The following is a 15967-nucleotide window of genomic DNA, read 5'->3' as shown; positions in this document are numbered from 1 at the left end:
AGACTGCTTCAGTTGCTCGGCGAGGGAGGCCGTACCCCGTTTTCGGGGCTGTACGGCGGTCCGTAATCGACGCGCTCTTCGTAGCAGGCCGTTCGTGGCCGGGTAACCTCCCCCACTCTCGACTCCGCTCGAGCGGGGGGACCCCACATCGTTTCCTGATGTTCTACGAGGAGTGAACATGTCCGAGGTGAAGATCGCCGCCGAGACCCGTAGCGAGTTCGGCAAGGGTGCCGCCCGTCGTATCCGCCGTGACAGCAAGGTTCCCGGTGTGCTGTACGGCCACGGTTCGGACCCGCTGCACCTGACCCTTCCGGGCCACGAGCTGCTGCTGGCGCTGCGTACGCCGAACGTCCTGATCTCCCTGGACATCGACGGCAAGACCAACGAGCTGGCGATCCCGAAGTCCGTGCAGCGTGACCCGATCAAGGGCTTCCTGGAGCACGTGGACCTGCTGCTGGTCAAGCGTGGCGAGAAGGTCACGGTCGAGATCCCCGTGCACGCCGAGGGCGAGCTTGCCCCGGGTGGCAACCTGCTCGAGCACGTGCTGAACGCGCTGCCGGTCGAGGCCGAGGCCACGCACATCCCCGAGTCGGTCACCGTGTCGGTGGAGGGTCTGGAGGCCGGTGCCTCGATCCACGCCAAGGACATCACGCTGCCGAACGGCGTGACCCTGGCCGTCGACGAGGACGCCGTCGTCCTCCAGGTCCTGGCCGCGCAGGTCGAGGAGGCCCCGGAGGGCGAGGAGACCGAGGGCGAAGAGGTCGCCGAGGCCTGATCCTCGCTTCTCATCATCGTTTCGTCAGCCGCTGTTCCCGTGGGGGGCAGCGGCTGGCGCGTATCAAGGAGACATGGACGTGACCACTGGCGCCAACGCCCCCTGGCTCGTCGTGGGGCTCGGTAATCCAGGGCCCGAGTACGCGATGAACCGGCACAACGTGGGTTTCATGGTGGCCGACCTGCTGGCCGAGCGGATCGGGGGGAGGTTCAAGCGTGCGGGCAGGGCGCAGGCGCAGGTGGTGGAGGGGCGGATCGGTCCTCCGGGGCCGGCGAACCGCCGGGTGATCCTGGCGAAGCCGATGTCGTACATGAATCTGTCGGGTGGTCCGGTGAACGCGCTGCGGGACTTCTACAAGGTGCCGGTGGCGAACATCGTGGCCGTGCATGACGAGCTGGACATCGATTACGGGATCTTGCGGCTGAAGCTGGGCGGCGGGGACAACGGGCACAACGGGCTGAAGTCGATGACGAAGGCGATGGGGTCGGACTACCACCGGGTGCGGTTCGGGATCGGGCGGCCGCCGGGGCGGATGCAGGTGGCCGATTTCGTGTTGAAGGACTTCTCCTCCGCGGAGCGGAAGGAGTTGGACTACTTCGTGGACCGGGCGGCGGACGCGGTGGAGGCTCTGGTGATCGAGGGGCTGGAGCGGGCGCAGAGTACGTACAACTCCTGACTTGTCGCCCGGGGAGGTTGACCGGTCGTAGGGGGATGGCCAATGATCCCGGCCATGCCTGCTGCCGCCGCCACTCGTTCTCGTCAGGCCTCGTCCGTCGCGCTCCGGTTCGGTCAGTTCGCCGCGATGGGGACGGTGACGGCGCTGATCCTGATCGCGGGGGTGTGGGCGTCGTGGGGTACGGCGCAGCACGTGATGCTGGCGAAGGGGCGGGAGCACGGCACGATCACGGTGGCGTCGTGTGGTGAGGATGCGTGTACCGGGTCGTACCGTCCGGTGTCTTCGGGGTCGAGGGCGCGGGGTCGGGTGGTGATCGCTCAGACGGTGGCGGTGCATCGGGGCGGTACGTACAGCGTGGTGGTGAAGCCGGGGACGGACGAGGTGGTGCGTTCGGGGCCGGCGGGGATTCTTTACGCGTGGGTGCCGTTGGGCGGTGCGCTGTTGCTGGCGTCGGTGGTGGTGGCGGGTGGTCTGCGGCGGACGCGGGCGGCCTGGGTGCTGGCGGGGTCGGGGGTCGCGCTGCTGACGGCGGCTTTCGTGACGGTGTGACCTCTCCGTCTGATGTACGGCATGAGAATGCCCCCGGGTTCGGGTGAACCCGGGGGCATTCTCATGCCGTGTGCGGTGGGTCAGCCGGTGTTGCGCAGGCCCGCGGCCACGCCGTTGACGGTCAGCAGCAGGGCGCGGGAGAGCAGCGGGTCGGGCTGCTCGCCGGCGGCCGCGGCGTCGCGCTGGCGCTTGAGGAGGGTGACCTGGAGGTAGGAGATGGGGTCCAGGTAGGCGTCGCGGATGGCGAAGGTCTGCTTGAGGACGGGGGTGGCGTCGAGCAGTTCCTTCTCGCCGGTGATCTTGAGGACTTCGGCGACGGTGAGCTCGTGTTCGGCCTTGATGGTGTCGAAGACGTGCTTGAGCTCGTCGGGGACGAGGGTGTCGACGTAGTGCTGGGAGATGCGCAGGTCGGTCTTGGCGAGGGTCATCTCGACGTTGGAGATGAAGTTGCGGAAGAAGTGCCATTGGCCGTGCATCTCGTCGAGCACGGTGTCGAGTCCGGCGGCGCGCAGGGCCTTGAGGCCGGAGCCGACGCCGAACCAGCCGGGGACGATCTGGCGGGACTGGGTCCAGCCGAAGACCCACGGGATGGCGCGCAGTCCGTCGAGCGAGACGCCCGAGCCGGGGCGGCGGGAGGGCCGCGAGCCCAGGTGCAGGTCGGCGAGCTGGTCGACCGGCGTGGAGGCGAGGAAGTACGTCGGCAGGTCGGGGTCCTCGACGAGTTCGCGGTAGGCGGCGTGGGCGGCGTCGGAGACGACGTCCATGGCGGCGTCCCAGCGGGCGAGGGCTTCGTCGGACTGGCGGGGTGCGGTGTGCAGGGCGGAGGCCTGGAGGGTGGCGGCGACCGTCAGTTCCAGGTTCTCGCGGGCGAGGGACGGGATGAGGTACTTGTCGGAGATGACCTCGCCCTGTTCGGTGACCTTGATCTCGCCTTCGAGGGTGCCCCAGGGCTGGGCGAGGATGGCGTCGTGGCTGGGGCCGCCGCCGCGGCCGACGGTGCCGCCGCGGCCGTGGAAGAGGCGCAGGCGTACGCCGTAGCGGTGGGCGACGTCGCGGAGGCGGCGCTGGGCGCGGTGGATCTCCCACTGGCTGGTGGTGATGCCGCCGAACTTGGAGGAGTCGCTGTAGCCGAGCATGACCTCCTGGACGTCGCCGCGCAGGGCTACGAGCCGTCGGTAGGAGGGGTCGGAGAGCATGTCCTCCAGGATGGTGTCGGCGGCCTTGAGTTCGTCGGTGGTCTCCAGGAGGGGGACGATGCCGATCTTGGCCCAGCCGGCGTGGAGGTCGAGGAGGCCCGCCTCGCGGGCGAGGACTCCGGCGGCGAAGACGTCGTCGGCGCCCTGGCACATGGAGATGATGTAGGACTCGATGACTTCGGGGCCGAAGACTTCGAGGGCCTTCTTGACGGTCTGGAAGACGCCGAGGGTCTTCTGGCCGGCCGCGTCGACGGGGGCCGGGGTGGGTGCCAGCGGCCTTCTGGAGCGGAGTTCCTTGGCGAGGAGCTTGGCGCGGTAGTCGCGGGGCATGTCGGCGTAGCGCCAGGATTCCTCGCCGAGGCGGTCGAAGAGCTGGCCGAGGGCGTGGTGGTGGGCGTCGGCGTGTTCGCGGACGTCCATGGTGGCGAGCTGGAGGCCGAAGGCGGCGAGGGTGCGGATGGTGCGGGCGAGGCGGCCGTCGGCGAAGAGGCCGCCGCGGTGTGCGCGCAGTGAGGTCTGGATGGTCCGCAGGTCCGTCAGGAGCTCGGTGGTGCCGAGGTAGTCCCGGCCCTCTTCGTGGGGAGTGCCCTTGGCGAGGCGCTGCTTGGTGTTGGCGAGCTTCTGCCGGATGCAGGTGGCCTTGAGGCGGTAGGGCTCTTCGGCGTTGAGGCGCTTGTAGCGCGGGCTGATCTCGGGCAGGCGTTCGAGGTCGGTGCGGAGGGATTCGAGGAGTTCCTCGGTGGCACCGGTGTAGCGGATGGAGTTGGAGAGCAGGCCGCGGAGTTCGTCGACGGTGTCGAGGGCGTCGTTGATGCCGTGTTCGTGCTGGAGGATGAGGACGTCCCAGGTCACCTGGGGGGTGACGTTGGGGTTGCCGTCGCGGTCGCCGCCGATCCAGGTGCCGAAGGTGAGGGGGCGGGTGTCGTCGGGGAGCTTCACCCCGACCCGCTCCAGTTCGGCGGTGAGGTCCTCGAGGACGTCGCCGACGGCGCCGGCGTGCAGTTCGTCGAGGTAGTAGATGGCGTTGCGGGCCTCGTCGGCGGGCTCGGGGCGGACGACGCGGAGCTCGTCGGTCTGCCAGACGAGGTCGATGTTCTCGGCCAGCCGGGTGTCGTGGCGGCGGCGGTCGGAGTCGATGACGGGGGTCTCCAGGAGCGCGGCGATGCGCCGGAGCTTGTTGAGGACCGACCGGCGGGCGGCTTCGGTGGGGTGTGCGGTGAACACCGGGCGAACGTTGAGGTGGGTGACCGATTCGCGGACGTGCTCGGGGTCGGCGTCCTTGAGGCGGTCGGCGGTGCGGGCGAGGAGGCCGCCTTCGGCGGCGCGCTTGGCGCGCAGTTCGCGGCCGCGGTGGACCTGCTCGGTGACGTTGGCGAGGTGGAAGTAGGTGGAGAAGGCGCGGACCAGCTTGGCCGCGGTCTGAAGTTCCGTGCCGCGCAGCAGCTCGGCGGCGGCCTCGCCGTCCTCGCGGGTGAGGCGGCGGACCCTCTCGACGAGCTCGAGCAGTTCGGGGCCTTCCTGGCGGACGAGGGTCTCGCCGAGGAGGTCACCCAGTCGCCGGATGTCGGCGCGCAGCTCGGTGCTGGTCGTGGTGGTCTGGTCGTCGGCACTGCTCACAGGTGCGGCTCCTTGCAGTGTTGAAGCTCGTCTGGGAGGGGACCCGTGTGTCTGGGCCGTCTGCCGCGCGGTGGGCGCCGCATACGGGCCGGGCATCCGGGAAGAAAACAGAGCGGACCGCGCTGTCCGACCGACTCCAAGGATAGGTGTCCGCCGGGACGCGCAGGTTCTTGGGCTCTTGCCGCCGGTAGACACGCTGCCATACTTACGACGCCGTAGGTTACGGAACCGTAGGGAAGGACCGCTCGAGTCCCGCTGGTTCCCCTCCGACCGGCACCTGTCTCGACCCTCGACCCCACAGGGGACGCGCATGACCTCAAGTTCCGATGTGATGGAAGACGCCCCGCAGTCGACCGGCACCCCGAGCCACTCCGCCACGCTGGGCGGCGAGCAGAAGCGTTCGATCGAGCAGATCACGCTGCTCCTCTTCATCACCGTCCCGTTCGTGGCGTTGCTGGCGGCGGTGCCGCTGGCGTGGGGGTGGGGGGTGAGCTGGCTGGATCTCGGTCTGCTGGTGTTCTTCTACTTCCTGGGCTGCCACGGCATCACGATCGGTTTCCACCGGTACTTCACGCATGGTTCGTTCAAGGCCAAGCGGCCGTTGCGGATCGCTTTGGCGATCATGGGTTCGCTGGCGGTCGAGGGTCCCCTGGTGCGCTGGGTGGCCGACCATCGCAAGCACCACAAGTTCTCCGACGCGGAGGGTGATCCGCATTCGCCGTGGCGGTTCGGGGAGACGGTTCCGGCGCTGGTCAAGGGCCTGTGGTGGGCACACATCGCTTGGATGTTCGATGAGGAGCAGACGCCGCAGGACAAGTACGCGCCGGACCTGATCAAGGACCCGGCGATCCGGGCGATCTCGCGCCAGTTCGTGCTGTGGACGGCGCTGTCGCTGGCCCTGCCGCCGCTGATCGGCGGTCTGGCCACCATGTCGTGGTGGGGCGCGTTCACCGGGTTCTTCTGGGGGTCGCTCGTCCGGGTGGCGCTGCTGCACCATGTGACGTGGTCGATCAACTCGATCTGCCACGCGGTCGGCAAGCGCCCCTTCAAGTCCCGGGACCGTTCGGGGAACGTGTGGTGGCTGGCGGTCCTGTCCTGCGGCGAGTCCTGGCACAACCTGCACCACGCCGACCCGACGTCGGCGCGGCACGGTGTGGAGCGGGGCCAGCTGGACTCCTCCGCCCGGTTCATCCGCTGGTTCGAGAAGCTCGGTTGGGCGTACGACGTGCGCTGGCCGTCACGCTCCCGTATCGATTCGCGCCGTAACCCCCAGGAAGGCGGCTCTCGGCGCCGGAAGGAGCCGGCCGAGGCGGCATGATTGACGCCGTGGCGACCGACTCCAGCAGCACCCCGAGCAATGAGAAGCCGCGGCGAGCGCGTCGCACCCGGATGACCGGTGCCGAGCGCCGCCAGCAGCTGCTGGAGATCGGTCGCACCCTCTTCGCGGCGAAAGGTTTCGAGGGCACGTCGGTGGAGGAGATCGCGGCGAAGGCCGGGGTGTCCAAGCCGGTGGTGTACGAGCATTTCGGGGGCAAGGAGGGGCTGTACGCGGTGGTGGTGGACCGCGAGATGCGGCGCCTGCTGGACATGGTGACCAGCTCCCTCACCGCCGGGCATCCCCGTGAGCTGTGCGAGCAGGCCGCGTTCGCGTTGCTGGACTACATCGAGGAGTACACGGACGGTTTCCGGATCCTGGTCCGTGACTCCCCCATCCCGCAGTCCACGGGTTCCTTCGCCTCGCTGATCTCCGACATCGCCACCCAGGTGGAGGACATCCTGGGCCGCGAGTTCAAGTTGCGCGGCTTCGACCCGAAGCTGGCCCCGCTGTACGCGCAGGCCCTGGTGGGCATGGTCGCGCTGACCGGGCAGTGGTGGCTGGACGTACGCCGCCCGAAGAAGGCCGAGGTGGCCGCGCATCTGGTGAATCTGGCGTGGCACGGGCTGGACGGGCTGGAGCCCAAGCCGCGGTTGATAGGGCATCGGAAGAGCTAGTGCCGCGACAGGCAACGTTCGCCCCGTCGCGACGCCCGGCACGCACTCTCGCCGCACCGGGCACAAGCCCAAGTACATCCAGTAAGAGGGCTCGCACCCGGCACGCCGAGAGCACGCACCGGACGCCGCTCCTTGACGGGCAAACGTTGCCTGCCGCGGCACTAGTGGTGTCCGGCACCGGGTGTTGATCACCCGATGTGATGACCTTTGCCGGTTCCGGCGGCTACGGTGGGTATCCAGGCTGTTGAATCCCGCTCATGGGAGGAATCACCATGACTGCCGAGCCGAGCGCCGCCCACGACTTCGAGCCCGGCATCCACCTGCCCGTGCCGCCCCCCGAGGGCTTCACGGTCGACGACCTGTTCACCCTGCCGGACCTCCCGCCGCACACCGAGTTGATCGACGGGAGCTTGGTCTTCGTGAGTCCGCAGCGACGTTTCCACATGCTGATGATCGACTTGCTGGTGAACCGCCTGCGCTCGACACTGCCGGACCACCTGAGCGTCGAGCGGGAGATGACCGTGGTCCTGAACCGCCGCAACGGTCCTGAACCCGACGTCAGCGTCGTCCGTGCGGAAGCGGTGGCCGGACTTGAGCAGACCCGGTTCGAGGCGGCGGACCTGGTACTCGCGGTCGAGGTCGTCTCCCCGGACTCCGAGGCCCGGGACCACGACACCAAGCCCTTCAAGTACGCAGCCGCCGGAATCCCCTATTTCTGGCTGGTCGAGATGGCCGAGGGGAATCAGCAGCCGGTGATCCGGACGTACGAGCTCGACCCGGTGACCAAGGCGTACGGGCCGACGGGCACGTACCACGAACGCCTCAAGGTCACCGCTCCCTTCGACATCGACATCGACATCAGCCTGGACGCCCTGAGGAAGCCGTAGTCACCGGTTCCAGGAACTCCAGCCGGTTGCCCACCGGATCCTCGGAGTAGAAGCGCCGGTGGCCGGGCAGGTTGTCGTCCCAGGTCACCGGCGCCCCGAGCGCCGCCAGCCGCGCCGCGTACGCCCCGATACCCGTCACCCGCAGCCCCGGATGCGCCTTCTTCGCGGGCCGGTAGTCACATTTTCCGCCTCCGGCGGGGGCCGCCTCGATCCCCAGATGCAGTTGCACGACCCCCGCCTGGAACCAGCAGCCCCCGCGCGCCGCCAGCGCCGGCGGCTTCGGGATCTCCGTCATGCCGAGGACGTCCACGTAGTACGCCCGCAACAGGTCCTCGCTCCCCGGCGGAGCCGCCAGCTGCACATGGTCCACGGCCGTGAGCATCAGGTCTCCCTCGTCGCCACGGCGAAGATCCGCCGGAACGGGAACGGCGTGCCGTGCGGGCCTGCCGGGTAGGCCTCGCGCAGGGCCGCGCGGTACTCGGCCAGGAAGTCCTCGCGCGCCTCCGGGTCGTCGGCGAGCGCGGTGAGGACCGGGCGCAGGCCCGTTCCCTTGACCCAGTCGAGGACCGGGTCCTCGCCCTGGAGCAGGTGGATGTACGTCGTCTCCCACACGTCCGCCGTACAGCCCGGCCCGGTCAGCCGTTCCAGGTACGCCTCGGGCGCGAGCACCGCGTCCTCGTGGCGCAGGACGTCCGCGAGGCGGTCCTTCCAGCGGGCGGAGTGGGCCAGGGAGCGCATCAGGCGGTGGCTGGGGGCGGCGAAGTTGCCGGGGACCTGGAAGGCGAAGGTGCCGCCGGGTTTCAGGGCGGCGATCCAGTCGGCGAAGCGCCCGGCGTGGTCCGGGACCCATTGGAGCGTGGCGTTGCTGATGATCAGGTCGTGGGGCTCGGCGGGCGTCCAGGTCCGGGCGTCGGCGGGGGCGAAATCGAGGCGGCCGCCGCCCGCCGTGGGGCCCGCGTGGTCGACGTGGGCCTTGTCGAGCATCTCGGGCGAGTTGTCGTACCCGGTGATGTGGGCGGTGGGCCAGCGTGCGGCGAGCAGTGCGGTGACGTTGCCGGGGCCGCAGCCGAGGTCGGCGATGCGGGGCGGGTCGCCGGGGAGGTCGGGGACGCGGGCGAGGAGGTCGGCGAAGGGGCGGGCGCGGTGGCCGGCGTGCCGGAGGTACTGGGCGGGATCCCAGGCGGGAGTGGTCATGTTCCCCACCTTCCCAACCCGACTATCTCGACGTCAAGAGACTTCACATCAAGAGACTTCATGTCGACACAACCACTACACTGATCGTCATGGAGGACGAGGTCGATCGGCTGGTCGCTGCGTGGCGCCGGGAGCGCCCGGACCTCGACGTGGAACCGCTCGAGGTACTCAGCCGGGTCAGCAGACTGGCCCGGCACCTGGACCGGGCGCGTCGGCTGGCCTTCGCCGAGCACCAGCTGGAGCCCTGGGAGTTCGACGTGCTGACCGCGCTCAGGCGCGCGGGGACGCCGTATCAGCTCTCGCCGGGGCAGTTGCTGACCCAGACCCTGGTCACCTCGGGCACGATGACCAACCGCATCGACCGGCTGGCCAAGAAGGGCCTGGTGGAGCGGCTGCCCGACCCGAGCGACCGGCGGGGCGTACTGGTCCGCCTGACCGGCGAGGGCCGGGACCGCGCGGACCAGTCGCTGGCGGGCCTGCTGGACCAGGAACGGGCGATCCTCGCGGAGCTGACCAGCGCCCAGCGCAGCGAACTGGCCGGCCTGCTACGCCAGCTGACCGCCCCGTTCGACAACATCCCCGGCTGAGGAGCCTGCCGGGCGGACCAGACCGGAGACGCGGGCTGGTCAGGCGCTGTTGGTCTCCTCCGGCCTGATCCGCCCGGCAGGCTCCAGATCGACCGGCCCGACCCCCGCCCGCCGGGCCAGGGCGACCGCGGCGAGGGTGGAGTGGACGCCCAGTTTGCCGAGGACGTTCTGCATGTGGGTGCGGACGGTGTGCGGGGAGAGGAACAGTCGTTCGGCGACCGCCTTGCGGCCGAGGCCCGCGACCATGCAGCGCAGCACCTCCCGCTCGCGCGGGGTGAGGGACTCCACCAGCCGCTCGCTCTCCGTGCGGTGCTTGCGCGCGGCGGTCAGTTCCCGCAGCACCCCGGTGAGCAGGGCGGGCGGCAGATGCGTCTCGTCGCGCAGGACACCGCGGATGACGTTCAGCAGCCGGGACAGCGAGCAGTCCTTGGCGACCCAGCCCGAGGCGCCGGCCTGGAGCGCGAGAGCGGCCCGGCGCGGGTCGTCCTTCTCGGCGAGGACCACGGTCCGTACCCCCGGCTGCGCCGACCGGACGCCCGCGACCAGCGAGATCCCGTCGACGAGGCCTTCCTCGTCGCCCTCCTGCACCGGCACGGCCGGGCGTATGCCGGGCACATGGCCGCCCAGGTCGGCGTCGACGAGCAGCACGTCGTAGCGGCGGCCCTCGGCGGCCGCCCGCTCCAGGCAGCGCAGCGCGGCCGGGCCGCTGCCGGCGGCGGAGACGTCGACGTCGGGCTCGGCGGCCAGGGCGGCGGCGAGCGACTCGGCGAAGATGCGGTGGTCGTCGACGACCAGGACTCGAATGCGAACCACTGAAACCCCCACTGGTCCGGGAAACGACGACCTTGCGGGTACGACCCCACGGTTGACGGAAACACAACCGCACGGCCGCCGCCGTGCGGACACTGCTACCCCCACCGCGGGCGTCGTACCCGCGTGTCTCGCCCCCTGATCAGCACCGGCCCCCACCGGTGCTGCACATCAGGGTACGGACCGGGGCGTGCGGCGGAAGGCTATTTGCAGAACTGGCCGTCCGGCGCGTTTATGGTGTGCCGCATGTTTCGTATTGAGGCGGAAGTCGACAAGGCCCGACATGATCTGCTCCGCGCCCGCCTGCGCGACGCGAACACGGCCGCGTCGCCCGTCCTGGCCGCCCTGCACGGCACGCCGGGCGAACGGGAGCGTCCGCTGCACGTGTGGGCGTCGGACGGGACGGGTGATCTCGCGGGCGGAATGGTCGGCCACACCTGGGCGACCTGGCTGCACGTGACGTACCTGTGGGTCGACGCCCGCCACCGCGGCGCGGGCCTGGGCTCGCGCCTGCTCGCGGAGGCCGAGCGGATCGCCCGCGCCGGCCACGGCTGCCACCACGCCCGCCTGGAGACCTGGGACTTCCAGGCGCCGAACTTCTACCGCAGGCAGGGCTACGAGGTGGTGGGCGTGATCCCCGGCTATCCGCCGGGGATCACGGAGTACACGCTGACGAAATCGCTGCTCTGACCGGCTCAGCCGACCCGGCGCGCCCCCGCCGCCGGTACCGCCTCGAACACGCGGGGGGCCGTGAAGCCGGCCGCCGCGAAGGCCTCCTCGACGGCCTTGCCGACGGTGTCGACGTCGGCGGCCTCCGCGAGCACGATCGCCGAGCCGCCGAAGCCGCCGCCGGTCATCCGGGCGCCCAGGGCGCCGCTCGCCAGCGCGGTGTCGACGACCAGGTCCAGCTCGGGGCAGGAGATACGGAAGTCGTCCCGCAGGGAGGCGTGGCCCTCGGTCAGCACCGGGCCGATCGCCCGGGTCTCGCCCGACCGCAGCAGGGACACGACCCGCTCGACCCGCTGGTCCTCGGTGACGACGTGGCGCACCAGGCGGCGCACCTCCTCCTCGTCGCCCAGCCGCTGAAGGGCCTCGTCGAGCTCGCCGTAGGGGATGTCCCGCAGGGCGTCCACGCCGAGCAGCGCCGCGCCCTTCTCGCAGCCCGCGCGCCGCTTGCCGTACTCGCCGTCGCTGTGGGCGTGCTTGACCTGGGTGTCGACGACCAGCAGCCGCATCCCCTCGGCCGCGAGGTCGAAGGGGATCTGCTGCTGGGACAGGTCGCGGGTGTCGAGGAAGAGGGCGTGGCCCTCCTCGCAGCACGCGGACGCCGTCTGGTCCATGATGCCGGTGGGCGCGCCGACGTAGACGTTCTCGGCGCGCTGGCACAGCCGGGCCAGCTGCCAGCGCTGGAGGCCGAGCTCGTACAGGTCGTTCAGGGCGAGGGCGACGACGACCTCCAGGGCCGCCGAGGAGGACAGGCCCGCGCCGGTCGGGACGGTCGAGGACAGGTGGACGTCGGCGCCGGTGACCGGGTGCCCGGCCTCGCGCAGCGCCCAGAGGACGCCGGCCGGGTACGCCGTCCACGCGCGGTCGCTCTGCGGCGCGAGCGCGTCCAGGGAGAGTTCCACGACGCCGCCCTCGACGTCCGCCGAGTGCAGGCGCAGCACGCCGTCGCCGCGGCGCGAGACCGCGGCGGTCGTCACGTGCGGCAGGGCGAACGGCATGACGAAGCCGTCGTTGTAGTCGGTGTGCTCGCCGATCAGGTTGACCCGGCCGGGCGCCGACCAGACGCCCTCCGGTTCGGCTCCGTACAGTGCGGCGAAGTCCTCGCGGACCTGCTGTGCCCCCACTAGTGCTCCCTTGCGATGTGCTGGGCGAACTCCCAGGCGTCGGCGACGATACCGGCGAGGTCCGAGCGGGTCGGCTGCCAGCCGAGGCGCTCGCGGGCGGCGCGGGCGGAGGCGACCAGGACGGCGGGGTCGCCGCCCCGGCGGGGGGCCACGACCTCGGGGATCGGGTGGCCGGTGACCTTGCGGACGGTCTCGATGACCTCGCGGACGGAGAAGCCCTCGCCGTTGCCGAGGTTGCAGATCAGGTGTTCGCCGGACCGCGCGGCCTTCAGGGCCAGCAGGTGGGCCTCGGCGAGGTCCGCGACGTGGATGTAGTCGCGGACGCAGGTGCCGTCCGGCGTCGCGTAGTCGTCGCCGAAGACGGAGATCGACTCCCGGCGGCCCTGCGCGACCTGGAGGACCAGGGGGATCAGGTGCGACTCGGGGTCGTGGCGCTCGCCGTACGCGCCGAACGCGCCGGCCACGTTGAAGTAGCGCAGCGACACGGCGCCGAGCCCGTGGGCCGCCGCCTCGCCGGTGATCATGTGGTCGACGGCGAGCTTGGAGGCGCCGTAGGGGTTGGTGGGCCTGGTCGGCGCGGTCTCGACGATCGGGACCTGCTCCGGCTCGCCGTAGGTGGCGGCCGTGGAGGAGAAGACGAGCTTGCGCACGCCCGCCTCGCGCATCGCGCCGAGCAGGGCCATGGTGCCGCCGACGTTGTTGTCCCAGTACTTCTCGGGCTTCACGACCGACTCGCCGACCTGGGAGGACGCGGCGAAGTGCAGGACGCCGTCGTAGGAGGCGTCGAGCCACTTGCCCGCGTCGCGGATGTCGCCCTCGACGAACGCGGCCCCGGTGGGCACGCCCTCGCGGAAGCCGGTGGTGAGGTTGTCCAGGACGGTGACCTCGTGTCCGGCTTCCAGCAGGTGCTGGGCGACCACGCTGCCGACGTAACCCGCACCGCCCGTCACCAGGTACTTCCCGCTCATGAACTCGCTACCTCTCGCAATCGCTGAGCCGCGCGCTCCGGCGGCACGTCGTTGATGAACACGCTCATGCCGGATTCGGAACCGGCGAGGAACTTCAGCTTGCCGGAGGTGCGGCGGATGGTGAAAAGCTCGAGGTGAAGCGCGAAGTCGTCCCGCGTGACGCCCTCGAAGTCCTCCAGCTGGCCGAACGGCGCCTGGTGCCAGGCGGCGATGTACGGCGTGGGAGGCTCACCGTCCCCGAAGATCCGGTCGAAGCGCCTCAAGAGTTCCAGATAAACCTTGGGGAATTCTGAGCGTGCCGCCTCGTCCAGGGCGAGCAGATCGGGGACGCGGCGCTTGGGGTACAGGTGGAGCTCGTACGGCCAGTGCGCGGCGTACGGCACGAAGGCCACCCAGTGTTCACCCTCAAGGACGACCCGCTCATCGGCGAGTTCCCTCTCCAGGATGGCGTCGAAGAGGTTCTCCCCGCCGGTGGCTTCCTTGTGTGTCGCGAGCGATCGCAACATCAGCGCGGTGCGGGGGGTGGTGAAGGGGTACGCGTAGATCTGTCCGTGCGGATGCCCGAGCGTCACCCCGATCTCGGGGCCACGGTTCTCGAAACAGAACACCTGCTCGACGGAGGGGAGATGCGACAGCTCGGAGGTCCGGTCGGTCCAGGCGTCCAGCACCAGTCGCGCCTGTTCCTCGGTGAGGTCGGCGAAGGAGGCGTTGTGGTCGGAGGTGAAGCAGACGACCTCGCAGCGGCCGGAGTCGCCGGCCAGCGAGGGGAAACGGTTCTCGAAGACGACGACGTCGTACCACGAGTCGGGGATCTCGCTCAGCCGGTCCCCGTGCGAGGGACACAGGGGGCACTCGTCGGCCGGCGGGTGGTAGGTGCGGCCCTGCCGGTGCGAGGCGATCGCCACCGCGTCGCCGAGCAGCGGGTCGTGGCGTACCTCCGAAGTGGTGACCGTGCGTTCCAGCGGGCGCCGGTCCACCGCGTCGCGCACCGCGTCGTCCTTCAGGTCGTAGTAGATGAGCTCACGACCGTCGGCCAACCGGGTCGAGGTCTTCTTCACCGCGACTCTCCATCCGTACACCCAGCAAGGCATCAAACAGAACCGAACACATCAAACCACAAACCCCCACGTCCGTCACCATCACAATCAAACAAAGAACACCAAGCAAGGTGAAAGCCGCATGCGAACACCCATGTACCTGGCCGCCGAGCTCCGGCTCCCGACCAACTGGCTCGACTACACGATCCTCGCGATCTACTTCGTCGTCGTCCTGGGCATCGGTTTCGCCGCCCGCAGGTCGGTGAAGACCAGCCTCGACTTCTTCCTCTCCGGACGCTCGCTGCCCGCCTGGATCACCGGCCTCGCCTTCATCTCGGCGAACCTGGCGGCCACCGAGATCCTGGGCATGGCGGCCAACAGTGCCCAGTACGGCGCCTACACCGTCCACTGGTACTGGATCGGCGCCATCCCCGCCATGGTCTTCCTCGGCCTGGTGATGATGCCCTTCTACTACGGCAGCAAGGTCCGCTCGGTGCCCGAGTTCCTGCTGCTGCGCTTCGACAAGGGAGCCCACCTCCTCAGTTCGATCCTGTTCGCCTTCGCGGCCATCCTGATCTCCGGAGTGAACCTCTACGCCCTGGCCATCGTCGTCGAGGCGCTGCTGGGCTGGCCCCAGTGGGTGGCCATCGTGGTCGCCGGCGCCTTCGTCCTCGCCTACATCACCCTCGGCGGTCTGTCCTCCGCCATCTACAACGAGGTGCTCCAGTTCTTCGTGATCCTGGCGGCCCTCATCCCCATCACGGTCCTCGGTCTGAAGAAGGTCGGCGGCTGGGGCGGCCTGACCGACCGGCTCACCACCCTGCACGGCCACAACTTCACCACCGCCTGGGGAGGCACCGGCATCGGCAGCGCCAACCCGCTGGGCGCCAACTGGCTGACCATCGTGCTCGGCCTCGGCTTCGTGCTCTCCTTCGGCTACTGGACGACGAACTTCGCCGAGGTGCAGCGCGCGCTGTCCGCGAAGAACCTCTCCGCCTCGCAGCGCACCCCGCTGATCGCCGCGTACCCGAAAGTCTTCATCGTCTTCCTGGTGATGATCCCGGGCCTGGTCGCGGCGGCCCTGGTGCCGAAGATCGGCACGACCGGCTCGGGCCTGCAGTACAACGACGCCATCCCCTACCTGATGGAGCAGCTGCTGCCCAACGGCGTGCTCGGCATCGCCGTGACCGGGCTGCTCGCGGCCTTCATGGCGGGCATGGCGGCCAACGTGTCGTCCTTCAACACCGTCTTCACCAACGACATCTGGTCGAAGTACGTGGTCCGGCACCGCGAGGACGCGTACTACGTGCGGTTCGGGCGGCTGATCACGGCGATCGGTGTGCTGGCGTCGATCGGCACGGCGTTCCTGGCCTCGTCGTTCTCCAACATCATGGCGTACCTCCAGACGCTGTTCTCCTTCTTCAACGTGCCGATGTTCGTCGTCTTCATCGTCGGCATGTTCTGGAAGCGGGCGTCCGCGAAGTCCGGCTTCTGGGGGCTGCTCGCCGGCACCGTGACCGCGATGGTCAACTACTTCGTGATCTACAAGAAGGGCATCATCGGCATCCCCACCGACCAGGGCGCCAACTTCGTCTCCGCCATCGCGGGGTTCGTGGCCGGCGCGGTGGTCATGGTCGCCGTGTCCCTGTTCACCGCGCCGAAGCGGGAGCGCGAGCTCCAGGGCCTGGTGTACGGCACGCGGTCGCCGGGGATGGCCGAGCCGCCCGCACCCGGGGACGAGGCGTGGTACCGCCGGCCGGCGCTGCTGGGCTGGGGCGCCGTGATCCTGGCCGCCGCCTGCTACGTCCCGTTCTCGTTCTGACCGCGGG

The 15967-nt window shown here is 69.9% G+C and carries 16 protein-coding genes; 9 read left to right on the top strand and 7 right to left on the bottom strand.

Annotation, left to right across the window (positions count from 1 at the left end):
• Positions 1 to 178 precede the first annotated feature (178 nt).
• The 3 genes from ABZ915_RS38610 to ABZ915_RS38600 all read left to right on the top strand — a co-directional run bounded on the left by ABZ915_RS38610 (position 179) and on the right by ABZ915_RS38600 (position 2000).
• Positions 179 to 775 carry a 50S ribosomal protein L25/general stress protein Ctc gene (locus ABZ915_RS38610; RefSeq protein ID WP_361813191.1) on the top strand — a complete coding sequence of 199 codons (597 nt, stop codon included), beginning with the start codon at positions 179 to 181 and terminating at the stop codon, positions 773 to 775.
• Positions 776 to 848: 73 nt separating this feature from the next.
• Positions 849 to 1451 (top strand): aminoacyl-tRNA hydrolase, encoded by a 603-nt coding sequence (gene pth / locus ABZ915_RS38605; protein ID WP_361813189.1) that lies wholly within the window; start codon positions 849 to 851, stop codon positions 1449 to 1451.
• A 42-nt stretch (positions 1452 to 1493) separates the two neighbouring features.
• Entirely contained in the window at positions 1494 to 2000 is a 507-nt protein-coding gene (locus ABZ915_RS38600; protein WP_361813187.1) for a hypothetical protein, read from the top strand.
• A gap of 80 nt (positions 2001 to 2080) precedes the next feature.
• Here ABZ915_RS38600 and ppc read toward each other — a convergent pair whose 3' ends face one another.
• Positions 2081 to 4813 carry a phosphoenolpyruvate carboxylase gene (gene ppc, locus ABZ915_RS38595; protein ID WP_361813185.1) on the bottom strand — a complete coding sequence of 911 codons (2733 nt, stop codon included), beginning with the start codon at positions 4811 to 4813 and terminating at the stop codon, positions 2081 to 2083.
• Positions 4814 to 5123: 310 nt separating this feature from the next.
• Here ppc and ABZ915_RS38590 point away from each other — a divergent pair, with 310 nt between their 5' ends.
• The 3 genes from ABZ915_RS38590 (at position 5124) to ABZ915_RS38580 (ending at position 7692) form a co-directional block, all read left to right on the top strand.
• The gene (locus tag ABZ915_RS38590) at positions 5124 to 6131 is read left to right on the top strand and encodes a fatty acid desaturase (RefSeq protein ID WP_361813183.1); all 1008 of its coding nucleotides are present in this window, start codon (positions 5124 to 5126) and stop codon (positions 6129 to 6131) included.
• Entirely contained in the window at positions 6128 to 6805 is a 678-nt protein-coding gene (locus ABZ915_RS38585) for a TetR/AcrR family transcriptional regulator (protein WP_361813181.1), read from the top strand. Before ABZ915_RS38590 ends, ABZ915_RS38585 begins: the two co-directional genes overlap by 4 nt.
• A gap of 272 nt (positions 6806 to 7077) precedes the next feature.
• Complete coding sequence (locus tag ABZ915_RS38580) at positions 7078 to 7692, top strand: Uma2 family endonuclease (RefSeq protein ID WP_361813179.1); 615 nt, start codon at positions 7078 to 7080, stop codon at positions 7690 to 7692.
• Here the strand turns inward: ABZ915_RS38580 and ABZ915_RS38575 are convergent.
• Entirely contained in the window at positions 7664 to 8074 is a 411-nt protein-coding gene (locus ABZ915_RS38575) for a glyoxalase (protein ID WP_361813177.1), read from the bottom strand. The two genes, ABZ915_RS38580 and ABZ915_RS38575, sit on opposite strands and share 29 nt — an antisense overlap.
• On the bottom strand, positions 8074 to 8886 hold the full coding sequence (locus tag ABZ915_RS38570; RefSeq protein WP_361813175.1) for a trans-aconitate 2-methyltransferase: 813 nt from the start codon (positions 8884 to 8886) through the stop codon (positions 8074 to 8076). Before ABZ915_RS38570 ends, ABZ915_RS38575 begins: the two co-directional genes overlap by 1 nt.
• An 89-nt stretch (positions 8887 to 8975) precedes the next feature.
• Between ABZ915_RS38570 and tamR the strand changes: the two genes are divergently transcribed.
• Positions 8976 to 9473, top strand: coding sequence for a MarR family transcriptional regulator TamR (gene tamR / locus ABZ915_RS38565; protein WP_361443438.1), 498 nt, complete (start codon positions 8976 to 8978; stop codon positions 9471 to 9473).
• Positions 9474 to 9512: 39 nt separating this feature from the next.
• On the opposite strand, the gene ABZ915_RS38560 is transcribed toward tamR, so the two are convergent.
• Positions 9513 to 10286 (bottom strand): response regulator transcription factor, encoded by a 774-nt coding sequence (locus ABZ915_RS38560; RefSeq protein ID WP_361813173.1) that lies wholly within the window; start codon positions 10284 to 10286, stop codon positions 9513 to 9515.
• A 231-nt stretch (positions 10287 to 10517) separates the two neighbouring features.
• Between ABZ915_RS38560 and ABZ915_RS38555 the strand changes: the two genes are divergently transcribed.
• Positions 10518 to 10973, top strand: coding sequence for an N-acetyltransferase (locus tag ABZ915_RS38555; protein WP_361813372.1), 456 nt, complete (start codon positions 10518 to 10520; stop codon positions 10971 to 10973).
• A gap of 5 nt (positions 10974 to 10978) precedes the next feature.
• Here ABZ915_RS38555 and galK read toward each other — a convergent pair whose 3' ends face one another.
• Genes galK through galT form a run of 3 tightly spaced genes read right to left on the bottom strand, consistent with a single transcriptional unit; the run spans position 10979 to position 14159 of the window.
• Positions 10979 to 12133, bottom strand: a complete 1155-nt coding sequence (gene galK / locus ABZ915_RS38550) for a galactokinase (RefSeq protein WP_361813171.1) — start codon at positions 12131 to 12133, stop codon at positions 10979 to 10981.
• Entirely contained in the window at positions 12133 to 13101 is a 969-nt protein-coding gene (galE, locus tag ABZ915_RS38545) for a UDP-glucose 4-epimerase GalE (RefSeq protein ID WP_361813169.1), read from the bottom strand. Before galE ends, galK begins: the two co-directional genes overlap by 1 nt.
• Positions 13098 to 14159 carry a galactose-1-phosphate uridylyltransferase gene (gene galT, locus ABZ915_RS38540; RefSeq protein WP_361813167.1) on the bottom strand — a complete coding sequence of 354 codons (1062 nt, stop codon included), beginning with the start codon at positions 14157 to 14159 and terminating at the stop codon, positions 13098 to 13100. The genes galE and galT overlap by 4 nt, the downstream gene beginning before the upstream one ends.
• A gap of 121 nt (positions 14160 to 14280) precedes the next feature.
• On the opposite strand from galT, the gene ABZ915_RS38535 reads away from it, so the two are divergent.
• Positions 14281 to 15960, top strand: coding sequence for a sodium:solute symporter family protein (locus ABZ915_RS38535; protein ID WP_361813165.1), 1680 nt, complete (start codon positions 14281 to 14283; stop codon positions 15958 to 15960).
• Positions 15961 to 15967: the final 7 nt, after the last annotated feature.

Origin of the sequence: Streptomyces sp. NPDC046915 (assembly GCF_040644935.1) — a bacterium.
Classification (GTDB): domain Bacteria; phylum Actinomycetota; class Actinomycetes; order Streptomycetales; family Streptomycetaceae; genus Streptomyces.
The sequence above is the reverse complement of the archived record's forward strand: the minus strand, read 5'-3'. Positions and strand labels throughout refer to the sequence as shown.

Excerpts from the sequence above, each read along its gene's own strand:
- ABZ915_RS38610 (WP_361813191.1), top strand. The coding sequence starts at position 179 with ATGTCCGAGGTGAAGATCGCCGCCGAGACCCGTAGCGAGTTCGGCAAG.
- pth (WP_361813189.1), top strand. The coding sequence starts at position 849 with ATGGACGTGACCACTGGCGCCAACGCCCCCTGGCTCGTCGTGGGGCTC.
- ABZ915_RS38600 (WP_361813187.1), top strand. The coding sequence starts at position 1,494 with ATGATCCCGGCCATGCCTGCTGCCGCCGCCACTCGTTCTCGTCAGGCC.
- ABZ915_RS38590 (WP_361813183.1), top strand. The coding sequence starts at position 5,124 with ATGACCTCAAGTTCCGATGTGATGGAAGACGCCCCGCAGTCGACCGGC.
- ABZ915_RS38585 (WP_361813181.1), top strand. The coding sequence starts at position 6,128 with ATGATTGACGCCGTGGCGACCGACTCCAGCAGCACCCCGAGCAATGAG.
- ABZ915_RS38580 (WP_361813179.1), top strand. The coding sequence starts at position 7,078 with ATGACTGCCGAGCCGAGCGCCGCCCACGACTTCGAGCCCGGCATCCAC.
- ABZ915_RS38575 (WP_361813177.1), bottom strand. The coding sequence starts at position 8,074 with ATGCTCACGGCCGTGGACCATGTGCAGCTGGCGGCTCCGCCGGGGAGC.
- ABZ915_RS38570 (WP_361813175.1), bottom strand. The coding sequence starts at position 8,886 with ATGACCACTCCCGCCTGGGATCCCGCCCAGTACCTCCGGCACGCCGGC.
- tamR (WP_361443438.1), top strand. The coding sequence starts at position 8,976 with ATGGAGGACGAGGTCGATCGGCTGGTCGCTGCGTGGCGCCGGGAGCGC.
- ABZ915_RS38555 (WP_361813372.1), top strand. The coding sequence starts at position 10,518 with ATGGTGTGCCGCATGTTTCGTATTGAGGCGGAAGTCGACAAGGCCCGA.
- galE (WP_361813169.1), bottom strand. The coding sequence starts at position 13,101 with ATGAGCGGGAAGTACCTGGTGACGGGCGGTGCGGGTTACGTCGGCAGC.
- ABZ915_RS38535 (WP_361813165.1), top strand. The coding sequence starts at position 14,281 with ATGCGAACACCCATGTACCTGGCCGCCGAGCTCCGGCTCCCGACCAAC.